19 protein-coding genes are annotated in these 26,962 nt (G+C 62.5%); 3 read left to right on the plus strand and 16 right to left on the minus strand.

Annotated features, from left to right (window positions below):
- Nucleotides 1–211 precede the first annotated feature (211 nt).
- From VIN30_RS10550 to VIN30_RS10590, 9 genes are all read right to left on the minus strand, one after another.
- A complete protein-coding gene (locus tag VIN30_RS10550) occupies nucleotides 212–1,903 on the minus strand; it encodes an AMP-binding protein (RefSeq protein WP_338211447.1) in 1,692 nt (563 codons plus the stop codon).
- Nucleotides 1,904–1,911: 8 nt separating this feature from the next.
- On the minus strand, nucleotides 1,912–2,490 hold the full coding sequence (locus VIN30_RS10555; protein ID WP_338211449.1) for a helix-turn-helix domain-containing protein: 579 nt from the start codon (nucleotides 2,488–2,490) through the stop codon (nucleotides 1,912–1,914).
- A 191-nt stretch (nucleotides 2,491–2,681) separates the two neighbouring features.
- Entirely contained in the window at nucleotides 2,682–2,981 is a 300-nt protein-coding gene (locus VIN30_RS10560) for a ferredoxin family protein (RefSeq protein WP_338211452.1), read from the minus strand.
- On the minus strand, nucleotides 2,978–4,279 hold the full coding sequence (locus VIN30_RS10565) for an FAD-dependent oxidoreductase (protein ID WP_338211453.1): 1,302 nt from the start codon (nucleotides 4,277–4,279) through the stop codon (nucleotides 2,978–2,980). Before VIN30_RS10565 ends, VIN30_RS10560 begins: the two co-directional genes overlap by 4 nt.
- Before the next feature lie 63 nt (nucleotides 4,280–4,342).
- Nucleotides 4,343–5,533 carry an MFS transporter gene (locus VIN30_RS10570; protein WP_338211455.1) on the minus strand — a complete coding sequence of 397 codons (1,191 nt, stop codon included), beginning with the start codon at nucleotides 5,531–5,533 and terminating at the stop codon, nucleotides 4,343–4,345.
- Nucleotides 5,534–5,735: 202 nt separating this feature from the next.
- On the minus strand, nucleotides 5,736–6,896 hold the full coding sequence (locus tag VIN30_RS10575; RefSeq protein ID WP_338211456.1) for an acyl-CoA dehydrogenase family protein: 1,161 nt from the start codon (nucleotides 6,894–6,896) through the stop codon (nucleotides 5,736–5,738).
- Between the two features lies 1 nt (nucleotide 6,897).
- Nucleotides 6,898–7,812, minus strand: a complete 915-nt coding sequence (locus VIN30_RS10580; protein WP_338211457.1) for an electron transfer flavoprotein subunit alpha/FixB family protein — start codon at nucleotides 7,810–7,812, stop codon at nucleotides 6,898–6,900.
- Nucleotides 7,812–8,585 (minus strand): electron transfer flavoprotein subunit beta/FixA family protein, encoded by a 774-nt coding sequence (locus VIN30_RS10585; RefSeq protein ID WP_338211458.1) that lies wholly within the window; start codon nucleotides 8,583–8,585, stop codon nucleotides 7,812–7,814. Before VIN30_RS10585 ends, VIN30_RS10580 begins: the two co-directional genes overlap by 1 nt.
- Nucleotides 8,586–8,675: 90 nt before the next feature.
- Nucleotides 8,676–9,422, minus strand: a complete 747-nt coding sequence (locus VIN30_RS10590) for an SDR family NAD(P)-dependent oxidoreductase (RefSeq protein ID WP_338211459.1) — start codon at nucleotides 9,420–9,422, stop codon at nucleotides 8,676–8,678.
- A 445-nt stretch (nucleotides 9,423–9,867) separates the two neighbouring features.
- Between VIN30_RS10590 and VIN30_RS10595 the strand changes: the two genes are divergently transcribed.
- The gene (locus VIN30_RS10595) at nucleotides 9,868–11,436 is read left to right on the plus strand and encodes a PucR family transcriptional regulator (RefSeq protein WP_338211460.1); all 1,569 of its coding nucleotides are present in this window, start codon (nucleotides 9,868–9,870) and stop codon (nucleotides 11,434–11,436) included.
- Here VIN30_RS10595 and VIN30_RS10600 read toward each other — a convergent pair.
- The 4 genes from VIN30_RS10600 to serC all read right to left on the minus strand — a co-directional run bounded on the left by VIN30_RS10600 (nucleotide 11,433) and on the right by serC (nucleotide 18,013).
- On the minus strand, nucleotides 11,433–13,370 hold the full coding sequence (locus VIN30_RS10600) for an MDR family MFS transporter (RefSeq protein WP_338211462.1): 1,938 nt from the start codon (nucleotides 13,368–13,370) through the stop codon (nucleotides 11,433–11,435). The genes VIN30_RS10595 and VIN30_RS10600 overlap by 4 nt on opposite strands.
- A gap of 285 nt (nucleotides 13,371–13,655) precedes the next feature.
- Entirely contained in the window at nucleotides 13,656–15,176 is a 1,521-nt protein-coding gene (locus tag VIN30_RS10605) for a 2-isopropylmalate synthase (RefSeq protein ID WP_338211464.1), read from the minus strand.
- Between the two features lie 152 nt (nucleotides 15,177–15,328).
- Nucleotides 15,329–16,906 carry a phosphoglycerate dehydrogenase gene (gene serA, locus VIN30_RS10610; protein ID WP_338211465.1) on the minus strand — a complete coding sequence of 526 codons (1,578 nt, stop codon included), beginning with the start codon at nucleotides 16,904–16,906 and terminating at the stop codon, nucleotides 15,329–15,331.
- Nucleotides 16,907–16,930: 24 nt separating this feature from the next.
- Nucleotides 16,931–18,013 (minus strand): 3-phosphoserine/phosphohydroxythreonine transaminase, encoded by a 1,083-nt coding sequence (gene serC / locus VIN30_RS10615; protein WP_338211466.1) that lies wholly within the window; start codon nucleotides 18,011–18,013, stop codon nucleotides 16,931–16,933.
- A 402-nt stretch (nucleotides 18,014–18,415) separates the two neighbouring features.
- Here serC and VIN30_RS10620 point away from each other — a divergent pair, with 402 nt between their 5' ends.
- Both VIN30_RS10620 and VIN30_RS10625 read left to right on the plus strand, forming a co-directional pair.
- Nucleotides 18,416–18,670 carry a glutaredoxin family protein gene (locus VIN30_RS10620; RefSeq protein ID WP_338211467.1) on the plus strand — a complete coding sequence of 85 codons (255 nt, stop codon included), beginning with the start codon at nucleotides 18,416–18,418 and terminating at the stop codon, nucleotides 18,668–18,670.
- A 130-nt stretch (nucleotides 18,671–18,800) separates the two neighbouring features.
- Nucleotides 18,801–19,577: a dimethylarginine dimethylaminohydrolase family protein gene (locus tag VIN30_RS10625; RefSeq protein WP_338211468.1), complete on the plus strand. Its 777-nt coding sequence runs from the start codon at nucleotides 18,801–18,803 to the stop codon at nucleotides 19,575–19,577.
- A 133-nt stretch (nucleotides 19,578–19,710) separates the two neighbouring features.
- On the opposite strand, the gene VIN30_RS10630 is transcribed toward VIN30_RS10625, so the two are convergent.
- From VIN30_RS10630 to VIN30_RS10640, 3 genes are all read right to left on the minus strand, one after another.
- A complete protein-coding gene (locus VIN30_RS10630) occupies nucleotides 19,711–20,016 on the minus strand; it encodes a hypothetical protein (RefSeq protein ID WP_338211469.1) in 306 nt (101 codons plus the stop codon).
- Nucleotides 20,017–20,200: 184 nt separating this feature from the next.
- On the minus strand, nucleotides 20,201–24,040 hold the full coding sequence (locus tag VIN30_RS10635) for a UvrD-helicase domain-containing protein (RefSeq protein WP_338211471.1): 3,840 nt from the start codon (nucleotides 24,038–24,040) through the stop codon (nucleotides 20,201–20,203).
- Nucleotides 24,037–26,736 (minus strand): PD-(D/E)XK nuclease family protein, encoded by a 2,700-nt coding sequence (locus VIN30_RS10640; protein WP_338211472.1) that lies wholly within the window; start codon nucleotides 26,734–26,736, stop codon nucleotides 24,037–24,039. Before VIN30_RS10640 ends, VIN30_RS10635 begins: the two co-directional genes overlap by 4 nt.
- Nucleotides 26,737–26,962 lie beyond the last annotated feature (226 nt).

The following is a 26,962-nucleotide window of genomic DNA, read 5'->3' on the forward strand; positions in this document are numbered from 1 at the left end:
GAGGATGCCCTTGCCGAACACCCGCATCCCCTCTGTAGGGGCGGGCTTCAGCCCGCTCCCCCTCCGAAGGGATGGTCTCGGTCGTTTCCTTCCGTAGGGGCGGGCTTCAGCCCGTCCTCCGCCACATCTCTCAGCAGAGGGGGCGGCTCAAGCCGCCCCCTACGAAGACAGGTTGTCTCCTGGATACACGTCGCCGCAAGATTCGAAGGCGCTACTGCCCCGACCTCACCAGCTCCTCGGCCATCTCGCGCAGCTTGAACTTCTGCACCTTCATGGACGGCGTCATGGGGAAATCGTCTACGAAGAACACGCGCTTGGGCACCTTGTAGCGGGCGATGCGCGGGATGGCGTAGGCGCGCACGTCGTCCTCGGTCATGTCCTCGAAGCCGGGGCGCACGCGGATGAACGCGCCCACGATCTCGCCGAACTTCGCATCGGGAATGCCCACCACCTGGGCATCCAGCACGCCGGGCATGGTCAGCAGGAAGTTCTCCACCTCAAGCGGGTAGATGTTCTCGCCACCGCGGATGATCATATCCTTGATGCGGCCCGTCACACGGAAGTAGCCGTCCTCGTCCACGGTGCCCATGTCGCCCGAATGCAGAAAGCCGTTCTCGTCAATGGCCTTGGCCGTTTCCTCGGGCATCTTGTAGTAGCCCTTCATGACGTTGTAGCCCTTGCAGCACAACTCGCCGTGCTCGCCGGGCGCGCAGATGTGCCCGTCGTTCACATCCAGCACGCGCACCTCCACCGGCGGGTGCGCCCGGCCCACGGTCTCGCACTTGTGGGGAATGTCGTCGTCCACCGAGGTCTGGGTGAACACCGGGCTCGTTTCGGTGAGGCCGTAGCAGATGGTCACGTCCCGCATGTTCATGCGCTCCATCACCTCGCGCATGGTCTCGGGCGGACAGGGGCTGCCGGCCATGATGCCCGTGCGCAGGTGCGACAGGTCGAAGGAGTCGAAGTCGGGGTGGTTCAGCTCGGCGATGAACATCGTGGGCACGCCGTAAACCGCCGTGGCCTTCTCCTTGTGCAGGGCCTGCAGCACCAGCTCGGCGCTGAAGTCCTCCACGATGATCATGGTGCAGCGGTGCGTGAGCGAGGCCATGACGCCCAGCACGCAGCCGAAGCAGTGGAAGAAGGGCACCGGCAGGCACACGCGGTCATCGGGACCGAGCTTTTGCCCCTCGCCGATGTAGAAGCCGTTGTTCAGGATGTTGCGGTGCGTGAGCATGACGCCCTTGGGGAATCCCGTGGTGCCGCTCGTGTACTGCATCATGACCACGTCGTTGTTGTCGAACTGGCCCTGGGCCCATTCCAGCGAGCTGTCGGGCTTGTGCTGGCCGAGCAGCAGAAGCTCCGGCACGCTGTAGAAGCCGCGGTGCTTCTCGGGACCCATGTAGATGAGGTTCTCCAGGAAGGGATATTCCTCAGAGCGGAGGAAGCCGCGCTGAACGCTTAAGGACTCGGGCACCAAGTCGCGGATGATCTTCAGATAGTCCACGTCACGGTAGGCATCGATGACGCAGAGCGCCTTCATGTCCGACTGCTTCAGCACGTAGTCCAGCTCATGGGACTTGTACACCGGGTTCACCGTGACCATGACCACGCCGATCTTGGCGCTCGCGTACATGAAGGTGAGCCAGTCGGGGATGTTGCGCGCCCACACGCCCAAGTGATCGCCCGGCTTCATGCCGATGGCGAGCAGGCCCTTGGCGAGGTTATCGGTGCGCTCGTCGAAGTCGCGGTAGGTCCAGCGCAGGTCGCGGTCGGGGTACACCACAAACTCGTGATCGGGGTCGACCGCCACCTGCTGCTTCAGGTAGGCGCCCAATGTCAGCTCCGAGTGCAGCGGATAATCCGGCGACCCGGGCACCGGCGCGTTGTTCTGCTCTTCAGTCATCGCGCCTCCTAGAACGGGGTGTACACGCAGGCCAAGAATTTAGCATTTTGCCCGTTGTGCGCTCTAACCTGGTGGGGCACGATGGAGTCGTAGTAGATGGACTCGCCGGGGCCGAGCACGTAGGTCTCGCTGCCGTACTCGATCTCGATGGAGCCCTCCATGCCGTAGAGCCACTCCTCGCCCTCGTGGGAGTCGAGTTTGTGGGAAGTCTCACCGGTAGGTGTCACCGTGATGATGAAGGGGTCCATGTGCCGGGAGGGTCGGCCTGCAGCCAGGCTGAAGTAGGACAGGTCGCCGGCGTCCTTGGCGGTCTGCAGCGACTTCACGCGCTCCACCTCGGCCATGGCATCGGCCGAGATGTAGGCAGGCCCGAAGTCCTCGTCGTCGTCCATGAGCGTGCCGAGGCGCACGCCGAGGGCGCGGGTCAGCTTGATAAGCGGTGCCAGCGACGCGGGCACCTCGCCGCCCTCCAGCTTCTCGATGGCCTCCACCTCGCAGCCGCAGCGGTCGGCCAAGTCCTGGGTGGAAAGGTGATGGGCCTCGCGCAGCGTCGTGATCTTGCGCCCGAGCTTGTTGTCGTCTGTCATAGCGCCTCCTTCTCCTTAAGGTTTCGGCGTATCATACACGAAAACACCTGGGAAAAGAAAGAAGCCGACCGGAACGTTCCGGCCGGCTTCGGCAGAAAGCGATATGTGCTCGAACTCACCATGACCATCAACCGACTCAGAAAACAAACAGCGGTCGAGGCGACAGGATCCATCGAACAAAAGGAGCAGCTTCACCCGAAGCGATACTCCACCCCCATGGTTGGCTGGGGGTTCTCCCACTTCCTCACGATGGTGCCCTCGCAGGCGATGCGGCAGGTGCCGCACTCCAGGCAACCGGCGTAGTCGAAGATAGCAGAGCCGTCCTCGCCCAGGCGGTACAAAGCAGCAGGACACAGACGCACGAGCTTCCTGAACTCCTCCATGTCAGGGTCGTCCACCAGCTCGATGTGCGCGTTCTCCTCGTCCACCTCGAACTTGTCCATGCTGACGAGGCTGTCAACGTTCACTGTGATCGGTCCGATCTGGCTCATAGGGCGCTCACCGCCTTCCTCACTTCACGGGCGGTCTTGATGAGGCCGCGCTTCTTCACGATGGGCATGATGCGGCGGCGCAGCGGCTGCTGGGGCTGGCCATCCACGCAGAACATGGCATTGAAAATCTCGCGCACCATGACAGGGTAGTCGTTGAACATGGCGTCCCATTCCTCCATCACGTGCGGCCACTTCTGGAAGGTGGCCAGGTCCTTGATGACGAAGGAGTCCTCCATGCGCTGCTTGTACCCGGCCAGGCCCGCGGCGCTCACGTCGCCCGCGTCGATGGCCTCGCAGGCGGCCTCGGCGGCCATGCGGCCCGATGCCACGGCGAAGTCCATGCCGCGCACCTGGTAGCCCATGTTCATGCACAGGCCCGCCGCCTCGCCGGCCACCAGCGCGCCGTCGAACACGTACTGCGGGATCATCACGTAGCCGCCCTCGGGCACCATGTGCCCGGAGTGCTCCACCAGCTTCGCGCCCTTGATGATGGGCGCCACGGCCGGATGCTCCTTGAAGTCGGCCAGCATCTGGTACACGGGGGTTGGGTTGTCCCCGTCGCCCGCCGTTGAGATGGTGGCCACGAGCCCCAGGCTGATGGAGTCCTTGTTGGTGTACAGGAAGCCGCCGCCCACCTTGCCGTGGGTGGCGTCGCCCACGAACAGCATGGCGGCGCCCTCCCCCTCCGGCAGCAGGAAGCGGTCCTCGATGACCTGCGCGGGAAGCTCGAACACCTCCTTGATGCCCACGGCCATCTGGCTGGGCTTGGGGCGCGGGTTGCCCAGGCTGCGCTCGCACAGCAGCGAGTTCACGCCCTCGGCCACGATGACCACTTCGGCGGTGATCTCGTCGCCGCCGGCGCGCACGCCCACCACCTTGCTGGTCTCGTCGCGCATGAGCTCCTCCACGGCGATGCCGCAGATGTACTCCGCGCCCGCCTCCTCGGCCTTGGCGGCCAGCCACTGGTCGAAGGGGCCGCGCAGCACGCTGTAGGAGTCCTGGCCCTCGCGCGCCAGCTCGGGGCTGGTGAAGTCGATGGTCATGGCGCTTTCGGGATCGGTCATAGCAATACGCTCATGGGTAATCTTGCGCTCCAACGGTGCCTCCTGCTCGAAGTCGGGGAACACCTCCTTGAGCGAATGGCTGTAGATGCGGCCCCCGGTCATGTTCTTTGCGCCGGCGTACACGCCGCGCTCCACCACCAGCACGCTCTTGCCGGCCGACGCTGCCACGTAGGCGGCCACGGCGCCGGCGCACCCGGAGCCCACCACGATGATGTCGAAATCGGAATCGGACACGTTCTCCTCCTTTCACGAGAAGGGGCCCCGCGCGGGGCGGGGCCCGTCAGACATTTGGCACGCCTAGGCCGCCAGCGAGTCCTTGGACGTGCGCGAGGCGCGGATTGCCAGCACCACGGAGATGCCGGCGCAGATCAGCGCCGTGATGGCCACGGGCAGGAAGGTGGGGGCAATGGCCTCGGTGCCCATCATGGCCTGGTAGCCGATGATGGCGTAGGAGGACAGGAAGCCGCCAAGACCCAAGGCTGACGCAACAACAGATACCGATAAGGATACGCTGTTAGCCGGTACAATTGTTTCCGCATGCATATAGTAGAACGACATTCCGAGACCCTCGATGCAGCCAAGGATTGCTACGGCCACGCCGATAACGCCCGCATTCGGGAATACGTACATGCCCAAGTAGGCCAAACCCATGACCCCAAAGAGAAGTACGGGCATGGCACGGTGCAGACGCATAAATATAATGGCAAAGATGAAACCAGATATGAATTGGCCGATGGTTATGAACGATGTGTACATGCCAGCCGTGGCGGCATCGCCAATACCCATTTCTGCCAGATACAGAGCGAGGAAATACGAGACGATGCAAAAGATGCACTGGAACATCATAACTGCGATAGCCACAGCGCCCAGCTTTACCCAAGACACCTTCTCGCGAGGACCAGTACCGTCCTCCTCCTGAGCAGTCTTACCATCGGGCTTGGTTTTCGGCACGAACACAATGGTCAAAATCAGGATAGGAATGATGATGGCGTAGACCAAGAAGCTATAATGCCAGTTGATTACAGCTAAAAAGCCCGCAAGAAGCGAACAGGCAACTCCAAAGGCGGCTGCGATACCGTTGTATACGCCGACCAGAGTGCTGCGCTCCTTCTCGTCTCTGAACAACTCTGTGATGAGGCTAATCACGACAACACCGCCGGAGCCATAGCCCAAACCGACGAGCATGCGCATAATTAGCATGTAATAGACATTCTCGATAGCTCCACCGAATACGCCGCCCACCAGAAGAATGAGCTCCGAGGCAACAAGAATGTACTTTTTACTTACGCGCTTCGCCAAGACGCCGCTCAGCAAGGCGCCGGCCACGCAGGCAAAGAGCGAGACGGTTATAAGCATGTTCAGAATTGCCTGGTTTTCATCTGGGAAAATGGCGAAAATCTCCGCGCTGATAGGAATGAAGATGTAGTCGGCAGCCCCCAAGAACGCAAGAGATAACAGGGTGAACTTCAAAATTGTTTTGCTTTTCATAGCTTTCCCCTTTCAAAGGGTTTCGGGCCATGAAAGGACGGAATTCTCCTTATTGCGCCGCAGATACGCGCAGTTAATCAAGAGGAAGCGAATTCCGCCTTTCAAACCCGATATTGAAGTGATAAGGATGCTTCTGAAATCTGAGGCTGCCCAATTCTGAGCGAGTCCAACCTCTTCAGAAGGTTAACCCAGATAATTTACCCTAATCCGAAAGCGTGTACTTTACGCCAAGACCCAGGAAAGATGCAATCTGCTGATAGTGGGCGTCCGTCGAGCGACACGGAGCCAAGCAATTTACCGCATCGCGCACATAGCGAGAGATACCGGTGTCTTCGACGATACCCAGGCCGCCCCACAAATCAGTGCACTGGACGGCAATGTCCACGAACTTCTGGGTGGTCATAGCCTTCAGCATGTTCTGCAGGCCTCGCGGAACACTCATGGGGTCAGCATCGTAGATGCGCAGAGCATTATGGAACAGGCAGCGACAGGCCTCTATCTCCGTAGCCATACGGGCCATCTTGTCACCCACTACGGACATGTTGCCAATCGGCTCGCCATGGGTATTGCGAGCCTTCACGTACTCAAGGGTCTTCTCGAACACGCCCTGCATGCCGCCCACAGCAGCAGCCACGGTACCCATGTAACCGAAGCCGATGCCGGCACGATCATCGTCGCGCGGGTCGGGGAAGAAGGTGAGTTCCTGGTCGGCGGGCACACGCACGTCCTTGAAGTTCAGGACCGTGGTGTCCTGGCCCTTCCAGCCGATCTTCTTCTCCACCTTGGCCACCTCGATGCCCGGGGTGGTGTGGTCCATGTACCAGTAGCGGAAGTTGCCGTCCTCGGCGCGGCCCATGAACACGATGATCTTAGCCACGGCGCCGAAGGTGGCGAAGCAGCGCGTGCCGTTGAGGACCCACTCGTCGCCGTCCTTGACAGCAGCTACAGGCCATTCAGGGTAGTTGTAGCCACCGATGGGGTCAGTGCCGGCCTGAGCAATCGGCACTTTTCCCTTGAGAGCCTCATCGAAATACTTGTCTTTCAACTTCGTGTAGCACAGGGCGATGTTCAAGGGAGCGTCCAGGCTAAAGGGAACAGCAAAGCCCAGAGAGGGGCTCACCTTGCCCACTTCCTCGCCGATAAGCAGGGCCGTGGTCACGCCATGGCCTCCGCCGCCCAGCTCCTCGGGAAGCATGAGGTGGTACAGGCCCAGGTCACCCATGCGCTCGTAGATCTTCCAGGGATAAGCATTGGTCTCGTCAATCTCAGGGAGCAGCGGGGCGATGTCGTTCTCGGCGAAGTCCTTTACCGTGTCCAGGATGAGCTTCTGCTCTTCGTTGAGCGGGTAGTAGAAAGTCGTCATGTTAGTTCTCCTCTTTCAGGGCCTTCAAAAGCAAAGGCATGATTTCCTTGTAGTCTCCGACGATGCCGTAGTCGGCCTGCTGGAAGATGGGGGCGTCCTTGGCGGTGTTGACGGCTGCGATGGTCTTGGCCTCGCGCACGCCGAACATGTGCTGCAGGGCTCCGGACAGGGCCACGGCCAAGTACAGGTCGGGCTTCAGTACCAATCCAGAGATACCGATGTACTCGTCGGTGCTGAACCAGCCGCGATCCTCGGCCACGCTGCGCGTGCAGCCCACGCCGCCGTCCAGCTGAGCGGCCACTTCGCGCACCATGCCCAGGTCGGCCTCATCGTCGATGCCCAGGCCCACGGCCACCACGGTCTTGGCGGCGGTCAGGTCCACGCCGGACCTCTCGGCTGGCTTGGACTCCACCACCTTCACGCGGCCAGCAGGGGCGATAGACACCTCTTCCATCTCCGCTGCGCCCGAGCCGGGCTCGCAACTGCCCGCGGCCACCGTGGCCACGGCGAAGCCGGGGACGGTCTCCTGCTGCACCAGCGAACCGCCGTACACCATGCGCTTTCCAGTGAGGCCCTCGTCTGTCAGGGCCAGGTCGGAGGCGTCGGCCAGCAGGGCGGCGCGGGCGAAGCCGGCCACCTGCGCGGCCAAGTCGCGGCCGCGCATCGTGGAGCCCACCAGGAGGGCGGAGGCGCCCCGCTCCTTCAGGAAATCGGCTATGGCGCGGGCGTTGTTCTCGGGCATGGGATCGGCGCCTGTGAGCAGGTACACCTTGTCGGCGTCGGAGTCGGACAGGTCGGCCGCCTCGGCGGCGCTCAAGGCGATGGCATTCGCTCGGCCCCCCATGGACTTCGCCAGGGTCGCCAGCTCGGCAGCGAGTCCGGCCTTATCGCTGTACACAAAGATTTCGGCAGCCATTACGCAACGCCCTCCTTTCGCAGTGCCGCGAGCAGCGCCGCCACGTTGGCCTCGGCGGAGCCCTCGTCGATCACGATGTTCTTGCGCTCGGTCTGGTAGCCCTTCAGGCCCGTCACCTCGGCGGCCGGGTCGGTCTCCACGGCCAGGTCGGCCAGGGCCACCTGCTCGCTCGGCTTCTTGCGGGCGTCCAGGATGGCGCGCATACCGGGCATCTCGGGGCTGTTGATCTCGGGCAGCACGGCAACCACGCAGGGCAGGGGCACCTCCACGGTCTCCTCCACGTCCTCCAGCTTGCGTACCGCCCTGAGGGTGTCGCCCTCGAGGGACATGCCGGTCACCGCGGTGACCACGGGCCAGTCGAGCACGGCGGCCAGGCGCGGGGCGGTCTGGCGGCCGAACTGGTCGCTCGACCCCTCCGAGCACACCACCACGGACACCTCGCCGATGTTGCCGATGCCGGCGGCCAGAGCGTCGGCCAACACCACATAGTCGGTCACCGCCTCGGCGCCCGTATCCACCAGCACGGCCTCGGAAAGGCCGCGGGCCAGGGCCTCCTTCTGAGACGACGCGGCACCTGAGTCGCCCACGGTCAGACCGACGGACAACCCCTCCCCAGCCTCATCGGCCAGCTGCACGGCGGCCTCGATGGCGTTGCGATCGTACTCGCTGATTTTCGGTCGGGCCTTGCTCATGTCGGGGTTCAAATCCTTGTCGAAAGAAACATCGGCCTCATCTAGAACCCACTTGTAGCACGCAACAATTTTCTGCGACATTAAATGTCACCTCCTACCTTGTATTATTTCCCGATTCATTTCGTTGCAAGGAGCTGCTTAGAATTAAGACGGCTGGGACACAAGACGGCTCTACAAAGCCCATGCCCCATTGGCATCCAAGACGCGTCCGGAGCAATACGAAGCCTCATCAGACGCCATGAACAGAATCGGATAAGCCAATTCGATAGGCTCGCCCATACGCTTCATAGGAATATCCTCGATCATCGCATTGAGGATCTCGGCCGAGTACTCCTTGTGGATGTCAGTGTTCACAACACCCGGAGATACGCAGTTCACACGGATACCGTACTCCGCGAATTCCGTAGCCAAAAACTTCGTCATTGCAATGACGCCTGCTTTAGCATAGGCGTAAATCGTGGAACCCCACGTTGCCTTATGCACGCAAGTCGACGTAACGTTGACAATGGAGCCAGACCCGTTCTTCATCATAATCGGAAGAACGTTCTTTACCCCCAGAAAGACACTAAGACCGTTCAGATCGTTAATATCATTCCAGTCTTTAACAGTGTAGTCAACGAAGTTCTGGGAGTTACCTCCGCCCGCATTGTTGACAAGAATATCAATAGTGCCGTATTGCTCAACAGTCTTTGCTACCAAATTCTCCATGTCTTCCGGAACAGTGACATCTGTTCGCACGAACATAGCTTCGCCGCCGTCGGCCTTGATGCTCTCCACCAACTTGACGCCCAGCTCTTCATTTCGACCGGACACAACAACTTTCGCGCCCTCTTTTGCGAACAACTCTGCCGTAGCTCTTCCGATGCCACGCGTGCTTGCCGCCACAATAGCTACCTTGTTCTCGAGACGATTTCCCATGTTGCTTGCCTCCTCTTATAGGCGTTTGAACATTCAGGGCCTCAATGCCCTAGATGCACTATACGTACGGTGTACACATAGTCGCAATACAGCAATCAATTCGAGAATCTACTAAAAGATTTGGATAATATTCCAAGGCTTTCGAAAGCAAAACAACGTCCATTCTTCATTGCCGTCCACCCAATGCCGTACAAACCAATAATCCGTTGAAGCAAAATCTGGTAAATGACTTTATTCTGCGGTAAAACATACCTTAATCGGCTTATCTTTTCTTTACGATCGTACCTCAATTAAAGATAACCCAAATCCGACCATCTCATTTCCGAACAAAATGAGCTTTACCTCGAGGAAATATCGACTGGAGCACTTTTGACAATTGTGGGGCATTTGCTATGCTAGATTGAACAATCGTCCTAATACCCGTACCCGAGGAGTCTGGTTCGCCATGGAGCTTGCCAAGATCATGTCCGCGCTCGAGCAGAAGTTCCCCGTCACGCAGCTCTCCACGGCCGGAGCCGCGAACATCCGCAACATCTATCTGCTCGACCGAGAGCTGGATTCCTTCGAGCCCGACGTGCTCTACGTCGGCGACTTCGACCAAATAAGCCCCGGGGCGGAGGTGCCCCCGCAAACGCCCCTGCTGCTGTGCGGCACCGTGCCCCGCGAGTTCACCCTGAGCCACGGATGCTTGGCGTTCTTCCCCGAGGATCGCCTTTTCGCGCTCTTCAACTTCGCCAAGGACTTCCTCGCGGAGGAGACGATGCTCGTGGCGCAGCTCTCGCAGTACGTTGTGGCGGCGGGGCGTGAGAACGACCTGCAGGTCATCGTGGACGAGGCCAGCCGCATCATCGGAAACCCGCTCATCCTCATGGATATCTCGTACAACATCATGGCGCTGTCCGAAGGCTACCCCATCGAGGGCTCCCCCTTCGAGAACAGCATCGTGGACGGCCAGTTCACCGATGAGTGGCTGTTGTTCGCCCTGGAAGCCGACAAGGTGGAAGCCGAGCGCAAGCAGCGCGGCGAGTATGTTGGCTATCCCGACAACGAGCCCTACTTCTCCTCGTGCCTGAGGCGCGAGCACCCGGTGCTGTGCTGCAAGCTGTACGCCAACAACAAGAACCTGGGGTATCTCATCTCCCACTCGTGCAACACGCCCTTCACCGACCGACACACCGCGCAGCTGGCCGTCATCAGCAACGTGGTGGCCTCCACCATCGAGGGGCGCTTCGGGCTGAAGAACATGGGATCCGCCCAGGAGAAGCTGCTGGCGGACATCCTGGAGGCCGAGAGCCCGAAGGAGATCGAGGGGCTGTTCTACAAGTTCTCGTACCTGGCGGCCGGCCAAATCCCGGACAAGATGTGCGCCGTCGTGCTCGACCCGGACGGCGATGCGCGCCAGAACATCGTGCCCTACCTGCGGCTTCGCCTGAAGGCGCTCTTGCCCCAGGCACTCGTGGCCTATTCCGGACACCACCTGGTGGCGGTCATTCCCATAAACGCCGAAGCTCCCACTCTTTCCCCAGCCGACACAACAGCCCTGGAGGAGCTCGCCGTCCAGGACGGCGTGCGCGCAGGCATCAGCAACCCCTGTACGGACATTCGCCAACTTCCACAAGCCGTACTCCAGGCTACCCGTGCCCTGGAGTACGGCTCGCGCTACGAGAAGTTTTCGCACCTCAGCTGGTACTGCGACAATGTCTTCTTCGAGATGCTGACTGCTTGCCAGAACAAGCTACCCCTGTCCAACATGACCCATCCCGTTTTGGAATTGCTGTCAGACTATGACCAGGCGCACGGCACCGACCTGCACCATACATTGCAGGTGTACCTGCTCAACAACAAGAACATCTACCGCTGCACCGATTTGCTGCATCTCAGCCGCAGCTCGCTGTACTACCGGCTGAACCGCATTAAGGAACTGACCGGCGCAGATATCGACGATTCCGACATGGCCTTCGATCTACTGTGCTCTTTCAAAACCGAGGAGTTCGCGCGCCGCAACGTTCGCTAAGCTCTTGACCCCTCGATATCTTCGCTCCGAGCCATCTGCTCGATGGCGGTAAGATTTTCCATAGTAGAGCGAATGATGTCGCTGCGGGAGAGCGAGCCCACCAGCTTCCCATCCGACACCACCGGCACCTTCTTGATGCGCCGCTCCGCCAGAAGACGGCAAGCCTCCTCAAGAGCGGTGTCAACCCGCACGCTGATAGCACGCAGCGTGGCGATGTTTCTCACCGGCAGACTCATGAGCGACACCACGCGCTGGGCAAAATCCTCGTCGTCGGCAGCTTGGTACAGCATGCGCGTGGTGTCCAGCACCGTAGCGTCGTTTCGACCTATGTACTTCATAATATCACCGTCTGACACAAATCCCACCACACGCATCTGGTCGTCAACGACGGGCAGCCCCGATGTCTTGTGCTGAATCATGAGACGAAACACCTTACTCACCTGGGCGTCCTGTCCCACATAGTACGGGTCGCGACGCATGACCGCGCCCACCTTTATGACGGTCCCGGCCTCCGTGGGCATAGCCTCCATCACGTAGTCAGCTTGAGCGCTAGGCTCCAGCCCGCGGTCCCTCACTGCGAATACCGCTAGCACGAACACGGCCGCCAATATGACCGCCGCGAAGGTGAAGGCGATATGGATGCCCGCCATCTGCTGTTCAAGCGACGAAAGCGAGGGGTAAAGGGAGGACGATAGAGCCGACAGCGACACCAAGATGGCGGTGCCCAGCGATGCGCAGATCTGGTTGAGAGTGTTAGAGGTGGCGTTCGCATGCTGAATCACATTGTTCGTGAGCGCATTCAGCCCCCAGGTGCTAACAGGAGTCATGGTGAACTCGAGACCCACCATCAGCACGGTGTACACGCAGGCCACAAACACAAGCGTGGTGCCTGTGGAGAACATGATCATCCCGATACCGCCCGCCATGGCGAGGAACACGCCAGGCAGCACCAGACGGCGCGCGCCCAGCTTATCGAACAACCTGCCGGCCATGAGCGCTGTCGTCGCGCCCAATATTGCTCCGGGCAGCATGATAAGGCCGGTCTGCAGGGGTGTTGCAGCCAGAACGTTCTGCAGCATGATGGGCAGAAGCACGCCCGAGCCCACGAGAACCGCCTGAAAGGCGCCGATGACGATGACGGACACACGAAACTCGCGAGTGGCCAGCACCTGGATGCGAAGAAACGGTGTAGGCAGTTTCAGCTGGCGACGCACGAACAACGCCATGAGCACCAATCCAAGAAGCATAAGCCCTACCTGTATCCACGGAGTCCGCGTGGAGGCAATGGAAGACAGTCCGTACAGCAGGGCCAGCAGGCCCAGGGACGACAGCACTACCGAGAGTTTATCGAAACCAGCACGCTCGAAAGCGAACGTATCTCGCAGGGCAACGACAGCGCCCACGATAACAGCGGCCGTAAAGAGCGCCACAATGACAAACAGCGCCCGCCAGCCCACTGTTTCCACCATCACACCCGAGAGTGACGGACCCACGGCCGGCGCAAATCCGATAATGAGAGACACAAGTCCCATGGCGCTTCCCCTGTGCTCACGGGGAAACACCAGCACGATAATCGAGAACACCATAGGCATAACAAACCCAGTAGCTGCAGCCTGCAGCATTCGTCCGAGCAGAAGCAAGACGAATATCGGCGCGAAGGCAGAGAGCATCGTACCGGCGAAGAAGAGAACCATGCCGCCGATAAAAAGCTGTCGCGTCGTGAAGCGACCCATCAAATAAGCCGACAAAGGGATGACAATCGCCTCCACCAGGGCATAACCGCTCGTAAGCCATTGCACAGTGGTAGCGTCTACCCGAAAATCGTCCATAATTACCGGCAAAGCCGGAGACAACAGCGTTTGGTTCAGCACCGCAATAAGCGCACCGGCTAGGAGAACCGAGACCATGCGCAACTGTTCGCCCGTCAATCCCATACTTTTCACTTCCACCCATCGAATACATGAGAGATTTCATTTCACCGTCTTACTCTATGGCACCCTTTTCTCAACGGCAATGAGGCAAAGCATGCGAGAGTTTCGCGATTGGTTTCGACATTTGTTCAACTTGCCTGTCGGCTGCAGGAAAGGCATCTCCGGCAGCATAAGCCGATGCATGCCTCATGGGTTGCCCCGACCAACGAAAAGGACTGCCCGTAGGCAGCCCTTTCGCACTTTCCTTGTTGTAAAAGGCCCGTATGCCGACTCGCCGCGCGGCTCCCCCTAGCGCTTCTCGGAGAGCAGGCGGTTCAGGGCGTTCAGATAGGCCTTGGCCGAGGACACGATGATGTCGCCGTCGGCACCGCGGCCCACGTACACCTCGCCGCCGGCGGCCTTCACGCGCACCGTCACCTCGCCGAGGGCATCGATGCCGCGGGTCACGGCGGTCACCGCGAACTCGGACAGATCGTTTTCCACCTGCACGATCTGGTCGATGGCCTTGTACACGGCGTCGATGGGACCAGTGCCCCAGTCGCACACGGTGCGCACATCGCCCTCGGGGCCGCGCAGGGTGACCGTAGCCGTGGGCTTCAGGGGGAAGCCGCAGCTCACCTGGGCGCCCTCCAGCGTGTAGATGGCGGTCTCCTCGCGGTCGCGCTCGTTCACGAGGGCCTCCAGGTCCTCGTCGTAGACTTCCTTCTTCTTGTCGGCCACATCCAGGAAGGCGGTGTAGATGCGGTCGAGCTCCTCGCCCTCGTAGCTGTAGCCCAGCTCCTCCAGGCGGTGCTTCAGGGCCGCATGCCCACTGCGGGCCGTCAGCACGATCTGACTGGCACCCACGCCCACCTCGGCCGGATCGATGATCTCGTAGGTGTCGCGCTTCTTCAGCACGCCGTCCTGGTGGATGCCCGAGGAGTGCGCGAAGGCGTTGGCACCCACGATGGCCTTGTTGGCCTGCACGTTCATGCCGGTGATGGAGCTCACCAGGCGGCTCGCCTTGATGAACTCGCGGGTGTTGATGTCGGTATGGGCATCAAGTTCGTCGCCGTGCATGCGCATGGCCATGACCACTTCCTCCATGGCCGTGTTGCCCGCACGCTCGCCCAGGCCGTTGATGGTGCACTCAATCTGCGTGGCGCCGTTACGCACGCCCGCGAGCGACAGCGCCGTGGCCATGCCCAGATCGTTGTGGCAGTGCACCGACACCGTGACGTCCTCGATGCCCTTCACGTTGTCCATCAGGTACTTGATGCGCGCGCCGAAGTCCTCGGGCAGCGAGTAGCCCGTGGTATCGGGGATGTTCACCACCGTGGCACCGGCGGCGATGACCGCCTCGATGACCCGCGCCAGGAAGGCGAAGTCGGAACGGCCCGCGTCCTCGGCGTAGAACTGCACGTCATCCACGAATTTCTTGGCATAGCTCACGCACTTCACGGCGCGCTCGACGCACTCGTCCTCGGTGATGCGCAGCTTGTCACGCATGTGCGAGGGCGACACGCCGATGCCAGTGTGGATGCGCGGGCGCTTGGCGTAGCGCAGCGCATCGGCCGCCGAGTCGATGTCCTTCTCCACCGCGCGGGTGAGCGCGCAGACAGTGGCGGCGTCGCCGGCCAGCTCGGCGATGCGCCGCACGCTCTCGAAGTCGCCCGGGCTGGAGATGGGGAATCCCGCCTCGATGACGTCCACGTTCAGGCGAAGAAGCTCGCGGGCGATGACCAGTTTCTCCTCGGTGTTCATGGAGGCGCCCGGCGACTGCTCGCCGTCGCGCAGGGTGGTGTCGAAGATGTCGATCTTCCGTGTCATGGCCGTTCCTTCTTTCTCGTCGTCCGTAACGTGGCCGCTCAGCTAAAACTGATCGGAAGAATCATAGCAAAAGCAACAGCGCCTCCCTGCGGAAGCGCCGTCGACGTACCGTTAAAAGTTCCGATGGCCCGGCATCGGCGAGCGCGATGGCCCTACAGCGCGATCTTCCAGAGGTTGCGAAGATCGATGGCCTCTCGCAGCCGTGCAAGCACCGCCTCGTCCACCGCGCCCTCCACGTTCATGTACACGAGCGCGCAGGACTCCTCGGGCTTCGTGCCGATCTGCATGGTGGTGATGTTGGCACCGGCCTCGCCCAAAATGGTGCCGATGGTGCCGATGCGGCCGGGCGCATCCACGTACTCGAACACAAGCGAGCAGGCCGCCGGGGCGATGTCGATCTTGTAGCCCATGAGCGAGATGATGCGCGGGGCGTGCTCGGTACCGAAGAGCGTAGCCGCCACCTCCACCTCATCGGCCACCACGCGCACCGAGGAAGCGTATTCCTCGGCGTTGCGCTCGGCAGCAGTGGTCACCGCGATGCCATGCTGGGATGCCACCGCCTCGGCACTGGCCGCCGTGAAGGCGCCCAGGCGGCGGTAGGAAAGGCCGCCGTCCAGCACCGCCGCCAGAAGCGGGGCCGGATCGGCGTCGCACAAGGTGCCGGCCAATTCCAACTTCAGGTTCTTGGGCGTGCGGCCCAGAATCTGGCTGGCCATCGCGCCCAGCATCTTGCAGGCGTGGATGTAGGGTCCCACGATGTCGAAGGCCTCGGGCGGCAGCGGCGAGAGGTTCACCGCCGTGGCCACCATGCCGCCTTCCAGGCCGGCCGCCACGTACTCCGCAATCTGGGCGGAGGCGCGGCGCTGGGCCTCGTGGGTCATGGGCGACAGGTGCGGCGTGAGGATGGCCCCCGGAAACTCGTGCAGGGGCGACGTGGTGCAGGGCTCGCATTCAAAGGAATCCACAGCCACGCCGGCCACCTTGCCCGCCGCAACGAAGTCGGCCAAGGCCTCCATGTTGAAAATGCCTCCGCGGGCGGCGTTCACCAGCACCACGCCGTCCTTCATAGCGGCGAACTCGTCGGGGCCGAACATGCCCTCGGTGCTCACCGTGCGCGGCAGGTGCACCGTGATGAAGTCGGCCTGGGCCAGCACCGGAGCCACCTCGTCGTACAACGTGACGCCCAGATGCAGCGCCCGCTCCGGCGAGCAGTAGGGATCGTGGCCGATGAGGTTCATGCCGAAGGCCGCCGCGCGCTCGGCCACCAGGCCCCCCACGCGCCCGAGCCCGAAGATGGCCAGCGTCTTGCCGTACAGCTCGCTGCCCATGAAGTCGCCGCGGCGCCATTGGCCCGCGTGCATGGAGGCGCTGGCTTCGGGAATATGGCGGGCAGCGGCCAGCAGCAGGGCCATAGTGTGCTCAGCGGCCGAGATCACGTTGGAGTTCGGCGCGTTGCACACGACGATCCCGCGCTCGGAGGCCGCTTCCACATCGATGTTGTCCACAGTCACACCGGCGCGCCCGATGATCTTCAGGTTCTCCGCCGCATCCAGAAGAGCGGCGTCGACGTGGGTGTTCGGATGCACGATGAGCGCATCGTAAGGAGCGATGGCAGCGACCAGCTCATCGACCGTAGGGTCGATGAGCAAATCAACCTCGTAGCCGCGCTCGACCAGCGAGTCGATGCCCTCTTGCACCAAATCTTCCGTGACCAGAATCTTCATAGCCATGGATGCGTCCTTTCGACTTCTCCCCTACGCGTTGTTCTTCTCGAACTCGGCCATGAAGGCCACGAGCGCCTCCACACCGGCCTTGGGCATGGCGTTGTAGATGCTCGCACGCATGCCGCCCACGGAGCGGTGGCCCTTAATGGACTCGATACCGTGGCTCTTAGCCTCGGACACGAACAGCGCGTCCAGCTCAGCCGAGCCCGTGACGAAGGGCACGTTCATCAGCGAACGGTCTTCCTTGCGGGCAGTGCCGCGGAACAGCTGGCTCTGGTCCAGGTAATCGTACAGGATGGCAGCTTTCTCCTTGTTGCGCTCGGCCATAACCGCCAGACCGCCCATGTTCTTCAGCCACTTGAATACCAAGCCGCAGATGTAGATGCCGTAGGCCGGCGGGGTGTTGGAAAGCGACTTCGCCTCCACCTGGGTGGTGTAGCGCATGATGGACGGCGTAAAGGGCAGCACGTCCTCGCGCACCAAGTCGTCGCGCACGATGACGATGGTCACGCCGGCAGGCCCGATGTTCTTCTGCACGCCGCCGTAGATGAGGCCGAACTTCGACACGTCCATGGGCTCGGAGAGGAACATGGAGCTGACATCGGTCACGAGCGGGATGTCGCCGGTGTCGGGCAGCGTCGGATAGGTGGTGCCGTAGATGGTCTCGTTCTGGCAGATGTACACGTAATCGGCCTGCGGGTCGAACTGAAGGCCGGCCACATCGGGCACGTAGGAGAAGTTCTCGTCCTCGGAGGAGGCCACGCAGCGGACCTCGCCGTACAGTTTCGCCTCCTTCCACGCCTTCTTCGACCAAGAACCCGACACGATGTAGTCGGCCTTCTTGTTGCGCATGAGGTTCATGGGGATGGCGGCGAACTGCTGGGTGGCACCGCCCTGCAGGAAAAGCACCTGGTAGTTATCGGGAATAGCCAGAAGCTCGCGCAAGTCGGCCTCGGCGGTTTCGATGATCTCGGCGAAGGGCGCAGACCGGTGGCTCATCTCCATGACGGACATGCCGGTGCCGTTGTAATCGAGCATTTCGGCAGCGGCCTGGCGCAGCACCTCCTCGGGCAGCACAGCCGGACCGGCGGAAAAATTGTAGACCCTACCCATGGACAGTTCTCCTTCGTCGCGTGCCCGAAGCGGCTCTGCGCGAGCGCCAGTGCGGCATTTCACGCGGCCTCGAACCTCGAGCAATCGTCAATTACCTGGCCATTGTACCCCCATAGACGAGCATCGCCGTCAACATAAGAGCCGAGCGGCTTGGCCGCAGCCCCCTCAGCCAAGGTTGCGACACATTTTTCCTTCGTTTCTGGTCAGAAAAGCGACTTTTGTGTCGTGTCTACGGTTCAATATAATGAATTGCGTTAATTAAACGGTCTTCTGACCAGATGAAAGCCGTCCCCTGCAGCCCTAAATGAGCATTTATCATCAATTCGAACGGTCGAAGCGACACAAAAGTCGCTTTTCTGACCAGAAACGAGGAAGAGTCTTGTCTGCGAGAAAGGATCTCCCATGTATTTCGACAATATGGTCCTGTACTACAAGCCCACCTGCCCCTTCTGCCACAAGGTGCTCGCCTTCATGGAGCAGGAGGACATCGCCATGCCCATGCGCGACACGCTGGAGCCTGGCGTGAAAGACGACCTCATCCGCCTGGCCGGCAAGGGCCAGGTGCCGTGCCTGGTGGTAGATGGCGAGCCGATGTTCGAGTCCGATGACATCATCCGATTCCTCGGCAACCTTATCCTGGAACGCGAGGAAGGCTAGCCCCCGCAGCCTCTTCGGCCGCTGCGGAAAACCTCTTGAAAGCCCAAGAATCCCGCCCATTGTCGCCGCGTCAGCGCTACACTGTTCCTGCGCGCAAATGCGCGTGTTTCGCGGAGACAAGGAGTCATCTATGACCAAATTCGAGAACGTCATCGTCCGCCGCCCGGGCAAGTCGCTGTGCGACGGCATCACCAGCGCCCCCGAGCTGGGCCAGCCCATCTACGAGCGCGCCATCGAGGAGCATGACGACTACATCGAGGCGCTGAAGCAGTGCGGCGTGGCGGTAACGGTGCTGCCGGCCTTGGAGGAGTTCCCCGACTCCTGCTTCGTGGAGGACCCGGCCGTCATCACGCGCTGCGGCGCCATCATCACCAATCCCGGCGCCGACAGCCGCAACGGCGAGAAGGAGGCCATCGAGCCTACCATCCGCCTGTTCTTCGACGACGACAAGGTGAAGCACATCGTGGCGCCGGGCACGCTGGACGGCGGCGACGTGATGATGGTGGGCGACCACTTCTTCGTAGGCAGAAGCGCCCGCACCAACGAGGAGGGCATCCGCCAGTTCATCGAGATTCTGGAGGGCTGGGGGCTTTCTGGCTCCGAGGTGCCCCTGGAGGAGGTACTGCACCTGAAGACCGGCGTGAACTACCTGGAGGACGGCAACATGCTCGTGTCCGGCGAGTTCATCGACAAGCCCGACTTCGCCGCGTACAACAAGGTGGTCGTGCCCGAGGACGAGGCCTACGGCGCCAACTGCATCTGGGTGAACGGCACCGTCATCGTGCCCGAGGGCTACCCCACGGTGCTCAAGGCCGTGCAGGATCTGGGCTACAAGACGCTCGTGGTTGACACCTCCGAGTACCGCAAGGTTGACGGCGGCCTGTCCTGCCTGAGCCTGCGCTTCTAACCCAGGCGACATAGCGACAACGAGAAGAGGGCCTACGGGCCCTCTTCTTTTGCCGTATATGCGCCTACACCCTCGTCGCACACGTTTTTACAGTGCGCTTTTCACTGACGACAACGCCGCGGGCGTCCAGTCCCTACTCCACCGTGCCGTAGACCTGGCCCCAGGCGTGGCCGGCGATGGCAGAGTTCAGCTGGGTGCATAGGCGTGTACGCGTATAGTCGCCAGGCGGCAGCAGGGTGACGATGCGCAGCAGTTCCTCGGGCAGATCGGCCGCCTCGGCGGCCACCACCACGTCGAGCCGGCGCACCTTGGCGCCGATGGCCTCGGCGATGGTCGGGTCCAAATCGCCGTACTGGGCAAACAGCGCGTCCACAAGATCCTGCAGCGCACCGTAGTACTCGCTGCGCTCGCGGTTGGTTCCAGTATGCTCACGAGCCACCGTAGGGCCTCCTTGTCTTTCGCTCTTTCATCTGACAGCATAGCGCACTGCCGCTACCCGCAGGAGACGACTTCATTCGCCCCTTCGCACCCGGGAAATTACCCACGTTCATTGAGTCGTTGTCGCTTACGGCAGAGGGGCGACTGAAGTCGCCCCCTACGGGTGGAGTCCCTTACGGATGGAGCTATGCCGTTGCTTCTTGCTGCGTGCTGATTATAAGCGCTTCCAGCGCGGGGAGGTCGTCCTCATCGAAATGATAGGGAACGATCTGCGGGTCGCGCGGATTGTCCGCCGAGGCGTGCTCGATGCGCAGGAAGTGGGCGTCTACCGACGTGTAGCCCGCGCGCATGAGCGCGTAGGCGTAGCAGCTCGCCTGCAGACGGTGCTTCGCATCCAGGGCCTCGGGCGCCTCGTCGGGAGTGCCGCCGGTCTTGTAGTCGATGAGGAAAGCGGCCCCATCGCCGTTGTCGGCCAAGCCGTCGATCTCCCCTTCCAGGAAGAAGAAATCGCGCGGAAGATCCTGCGATTCGCTTCGCTCGCTCGGGATGACACTTTCAGCCGGGTCGTCCGCCGAAAGACCGGCGGGTACCTGCACGATGAAGGGCACCTCAGCGGAGCGCATCTCGAAGGAAGCGAAGCGGGCGGACTCGTCGCTTCCGAGCCAGCGGGAGAGCGCCTGTCGCAAGCGCGCCTGCTGCCCTTCCGACAGGCCCTCCTTCTGAATCTGCGCTACGATAGCCGCCTCCCCAGGGCAGAAGAGCGCCCCTTGGTCGCTGCGCTCGATGGCCTGCTGGGCCAGGCGGTGGAACGCCGTGCCGAGGGCCGTGGCGCTCTCGGGCGCGCCATCCGCAGCGTTGGCCGAGAATCCGAAGGCGCTGCCGGCCGCAGCACCGGCCGGCCACCCCGGCGTGGCCCCAACCGCGGACGGGGTCGACTCGGAAACGGCCTCAGCGCCGGCCGAAGGCTCAAATAAGGCCGGCGCGATGCGTCCCTCGCCGTCTTCTGAGACCGGCTCGTCGCTATCAGGGTGCGCACCCGACAGCGACGAATAGGAATACAGGCCCTCGCGCGCAAAGTTCCGCGGCACCGCCAGAGGCGTGGGCACCGGCTCGCGCCGGGCGATCAGGAAGGGCCCCGGGTCGCCATCGGCCGCCCCGTCCGCATCGGCAGCGTACCCATCCGCAGGCAAATCGGCATCGGCCTCGCCCGCCGCACGCTGGCCGTCGCCATCCTCCGCAGCATCTCCCCCATCGCCTTCATCCTCTTCGGCAGCGAAGTACCTGAACTCGACTTTCGCGGGTGCCGAACCGCCATACTCCAGGCAGTCAACCGCCATGCGATCGGATGTGGACCAGGGCACCGCACGGTAGATATCCTCGAAGACGCCCGCGCCGGCGTAGCCCTTGTCGGGATTGCCCCTGAACTCCAGGGATACCAGCAGCGAACGGCTCGCGCGCGTAAGCGCCACGTACAGCAGACGGCGCGCCTCGGCAAGCGCCTGGTCTTTCGCGTAGCCAGCCAACGCCGCATAACGCTTGCCGGGAGAGAGCCCCTCGATCGCTTCCGCAGCTCCCTCCTCAAGCGAGCTCAAATCGGGCGCCAGATCGTCCTCGATCTTCTTCGCCATACGGTCATAGGTACCCCGGGACTTCTCGAATTCCGGATCGGCGAAACTTGCGGCGGCATAGGTCTTCCGACCGATGTTCTCCACCACAAGCCGGCCCGCATTCTCGCGCCCGTCCTTCAAATCGGCAATGGCCACATGGGAAAACTCCAAACCCTTGGAGGCATGTACCGTCATGATGCGCACGAAATCGCAGCCCGACGAGGCAAGCGCCCCAGGTGCCTCCTTGGCCGTGGCCAGATGGGCGTCGAACGAGGCCGACAGCGACGCTATGCCGCAGCAGGTGCGCTCCATCTCGGCCACAAGGCGCAGCGCCTTGGCGAAGTTGCCTCCGGCGGCAAGACCGTCCACGCCCTCGGCTTCCAGACGGTCGAGCAATCCAGAGGCCACGAAAAGCTCCTCGAGCGCCCGTTTGGCCTGGCCTCCGCGCGCACGCCGAACGAAGGCCGCCAACTGCGCACGAGCCTCCATCAGAACGGCCACCGCCGGCTCATCCAAGCCAAGGGCCCGCGCGTCGTCGCCGAGGGCAGGGCTCGCAAAACCGGTGCCGATAGATTGGGACCCGATGTTGCCGTCCTCGCGCCGGCGAGAGGCCAAAACGAGCAGGCTATCATCACCCACCGCGAACAGAGGGCCGACCAGCACCTGGTACAAAGCCTCGTCATCGCGCGCGTTCACGGCGAACCGCAAAAGCGCCGACACAAGCGCCGGTTCCGGCATGGAGGAGAACACCGAGCCCCCCGTGATCATAGAGGCCAGCCCGCGCTCGCGCAGAGCCTCGGCGTAGCAGTGCGCCCGGCTCATATTCCCCAGCAAGAGCACCATGTCCCCGGCCGAGGCGCCAGCGGCAGCCAAGTCGGCGAAATGGTCGGCGATAGCCGCGGCGGAGGCGTTCAAGGTAACGGAGGAGTCGACCCCCGACCAAGGGCGCTGGGCCACGTGAACGCGAATGCGAGGGCGCGTCATGCCGGCGCCCCCCTCGAACAGCGGGTCGGGGGTATCGTTTACCGACCCACAGGCCTCCAGCCGCAGGAAGTCGTCGCCGAATACCTCGTCGGCCGAGAACACGTGCTCGACAAAGGAGAGGATATCGCTGTGACTGCGGAAGTTACTCTTAAGCGGCACGAGAGCGTCCCCGCCCGAGCGTGCCTCCAGATCGCGCCGGTACTCCATAAACACGTTCACGTCGGCGCCGCGGAAGCGGTAGATGCTTTGCTGGGCGTCGCCCACCGTGCACACGTTGGAGAACCCAGGCTGCGCGATGGCCCCGACGATGTCCACCTGCATGCGGTCGGTATCCTGGAACTCGTCAACCATGATGATCTTGAAGGTATTCCGCAGATCCTCCGCGATGGTCGGGTGCTCGCGCAAGGCGCGGGCGCACATAGCCAGAAGATCGTTGTTGTCCAGGCGTCCCGGGCCCTTCAGCGCGGCAAAAGCCGCATCCACCTTGCGAGCCAGCGACACGACGGCCGCCAGCCACAGGGAGGCCGCGCCAGCACGCACCTCGCGCTCCAAATCAATCATCGCGCGCTGCCAGTCGTCGAAGTTGGGCTTGTCCTTCCCCGTGGCCGCGCCAGTGGTCAGGGGGAAGCCGTAGAAGAGCCGGCAGAAGCCGTCGATGTCGAAATCAGGATCGTCAAAGGAGGCATCCTGCGCCCCGTCGAGCCACCCGAGAGCCCGATCCCGGGCGGCGGTCAGGTTATCGACGAACGCGAGCTTGGTCGGGCTCGGCTTCACCCATGCCTCGCTCGCCGCAAGCATCTCGTCGGCATAGGCGCACGCCCAACGCACGATAGCCCCGGGTTTCGCGCCCCTTGCGGACACATCGAGCCCCTCGAAACGCTCGGGCATGGCGTACACACGAGCAAGCACAGCTTCCACCTGGTCCATTATCCCGCCCGAGATGCCGTCGCCTCCCAAACGCTCGGCCAGCAAGAGGCGGCCGAGCACGGGATCGCCGGCCGCCTCGGCCTCGGCGATCACCGACTCCACCGCCTCGGCGAGCAGCTCCTCGCGCTCGGCCCCCTCGATAACCTCGAAGGCCGGATCGATGCCGATCTCAAGCGCATGCTCGCGTAGAATGCGCGAGGCCATGCCATGAATCGTCGACACCCAGGCCCCGTCCACCTTCAGCGCCTCGTCGTAAAGTCCTTCAGCCAAAAGCAGCGACTTGATACGCCCCTTCAACTCGCCGGCAGCCTTCTTCGTGAAGGTAATGGCCAAAAGCTCGTCCACCGAATGAAGATAGGGCTTCCCGTTGCCGGGAGCCAGCGCAAAGGCCACCCGCTGGGTTAAGGTGAAGGTCTTTCCCGAGCCGGCACCGGCCGACACCATAAGCGGAGCATCCAGCGTAGTGACAACCGAACGCTGGGCATCTGTGCACTGATCGAGGTTCACGACAGCCTCCTCTCGCAGCCCACGGCAGGGCAGAAACGGCAGGTTGAAGCCGAACGCGGAACGGGAGCGATCTCGCCCCGCCGAAGACCCGAAAGCCCGTCGGCAACCAATGCCTCCACCGCGTCGAGATAGGCCTCGAAGTTCATGGGAACCGTCGAGGCACCGCCCAGAAAGTCCCCGTCGTCGAAGGTGTCATCGGCGGCCCCCACGAAAGCGGTGCCGCGGTTCCGTGCGGAATAGCTCAGGTACAGCGCGCCGGCGCAGTGCAGCCCTTCGAGACGCGCGCGCAGAGCCTGGGCGTACACATCGGCCTGAATGCGACCGGGCAGTAGCACATCCCCGTCGTCCTTCATGGCCGCCGCGTAATCGCGGCCCGCTGACCCCTTGTAGTCGACCACGACGAACCGTCCCGATTCCGCATCGACATCGACGCGATCGGCGCGCCCGTTCAGGCGGAATCCCGCGTAATCGATGCCGTCATCCGGAACGATGGCCAACTCGTGGCCAAACACCCGGTAGGCCGGGGCGAATGCCGCCAAGCGGTGCAGCGTTCCGTGGAGCTGCCCTCGCAAGCGCTCGACCTCCACCTTCTCGCTCTTCGAGCGCGCCACCAGGCGTCCCGAGCCGGGCTCCCCGGCGTATTGCTGCGCCGCGCATCGATCGAAGACGTCGTCGAGACGGCACTCGCATGCCGCAAGATTGCCCGCATCGACGCGCGTGATTCCCTCAGCCGCCAGTTCGTCGTAGAAACGCGCCAGCACACTGTGGACAAAGCTGCCCTTCTCGGCCGCCCCGAACTGCTCGTCTGGCGGGTTCGGACGAATGCGCCTCTGCAGGAACCATCCGTAAGGGCAACCCAGATAGGCCTCCATAGCAGAAGGCGACAGAACGAGAGCATCCCCCGCCGCACCCGGTGCATGCTTCAGAAAATCAGTCAACCTGAGACCGCGCAGCGTACCCCGCACCGCAGGGAGCACCTCGTTCATGTTCGTCGGCGCAGCAAAGTTGCGTCCCACTCCGCGGACGAGCGACTCCTCCCCGGCCCGGCGGGCACCCCGCACGAACGGCGCGGGCAGGTCGAAAGCGCCTTTGTCCCGAGCGCTCCAATCGCAAGCGTAGGCCGCATTACCGGTACTTTCAGCAGCTTGTACCAGGCTATCGGCATACTCGCTCAGCAGAAAAGCGGGATAGGTTTCCTCACCCCCCTCGTCTCGCTGAGAAATTGCAATGGTGAAGCGGCGGCGGGCAGCCTCCAGAGCCGCGGCAAAGCGGATCCGCTCTCTCTCGAACTCATCAGCCGCACTGCCGTAGCCGAGCTTCTCGGCAAGACCGTCGAGCGCCGTCGTCTCGGCCCTCGCCGGGAAGGCGGCCTGGGACAGATCGGCAACAATTACCGTGTCGTACGTGGCCGCCACCAGAGAGTCAAGACGCTCCATGGATGCAAATTCGACCGACGGCGCGCAGTCGCCGATCGCTACCTGCACCGGCACCGACACCGCCTCCAAAAGAAGGCCCACCGGGCAGGCGGCACCGCCCACGCGCGCTCGAGCTTCCAGCAATCCCCGAATCTTTTCCAGGGCCGCCGCCTCACGCTTTCTCTCGGCCGGCGATAGGCCGGCATCACCTGCAATGCGAGCCGCCAGGGCGTCAAATGCCCCCGCAGCATCGCCGACCTTCCCATTCAGGGCTCCGGAAATCGCGGCGAAAGCATCGAACGCGGGAGCTATGGCGCGCAGCTCCTGCAGCACCGTTTCAGGCCCCGCGCAGCGATCTTCCCGGATAGCGCGGTTCAGACGCTGAACATCCCGAGGCTGCGCCCCCGAGAGCCGGTTGTAGCCGAAATCGGCGGCGCACTCGGCCAGATGCGAGCCGCCGATCCTTTCCGCAGCCGCGAGCGCGTGGCCGACGAGCGTCTCGCCGAAGGGGCACGAACATCGCAACGCCGCTGCCGCTCCCCGCTCCGCAAGAGGGCCGGCCAAAACGTCGAAGAGCTCATCGGCCTGGGGAAACACCACCAAAATGCTTCTGTCTCCAGCGGCAATGCAGTCCTCAATCTCATCCAGCAGCAGGCCGGCAAGCACCGTGGGACCCGCCGGCAAAACAAGAGCCTCCTCCACGGCATCGGGAAGCAGAAACAACCCGCTATGGGCATCGGGCCCCACACCGCCCGCAGCACGCAGAAGCGCCTCTACGCCGGCGCCAAACCGGTCGGCATCCACGACGGCAAGAGCGATAGGGGGCATATCCCCGGCCTCCAACATACGCGCAAGTATTGCGGCCGCTTGCTCGAGCTCCACCAGCCCGCGCTCGTGCAAGCGCTCGCAATAGCAGGCTGCCATGTCGAGCACCGCCCCCTCGCGCGCGGTGAACTCTACCGCAGCCGTACCGCAGCCGTCGACAAGGCAGCCCACGCGGGCGAAGAAGCGCGCGAGCAGCCGTATGGTGCCCGCCGAAGTCTGAAGCCCGACCTGCTCGCCCCGCTCGGCCAAAAGCGCGCCCACGAGCACGTTGCGCTCGTCAGCCGAGACGAGCGCGCGGCCGTCGCCCCACAGATCCCACAGCTCCTCGATCAACGCGGGCACCGTCAGCCGTCGCACTCCGAAGGCGGCGCCGGTGCCCGCATCAACCGCAGCAGCCTTGGCGCTCGCATTGGCGCGTTCTATCGTACGATACAGTTCCACAACGGGCTGAGGCACAGCTCCTCCTTCATGCTCTTTCGTTCCCCGGTATTCTAGCGCGAAACCCGTGTCCTCGTGTCCTCCTTATGTCCCACATAAGCGTTTGGCAACGGATTGCCTCCCATGCGGTGACCCGTAGAACACCCGTTCCGCTACCAAGGGGACAGGCGCGTACCATACTACGAGACGAGCGCGCAGGTCGCCAACGCCCGCGCTCTTTCGACCGCACAAGCTAGGAGGCACC

The organism is Adlercreutzia wanghongyangiae (genome assembly GCF_035989245.1).
Taxonomy (GTDB): Bacteria; Actinomycetota; Coriobacteriia; order Coriobacteriales; family Eggerthellaceae; genus Adlercreutzia; species Adlercreutzia wanghongyangiae.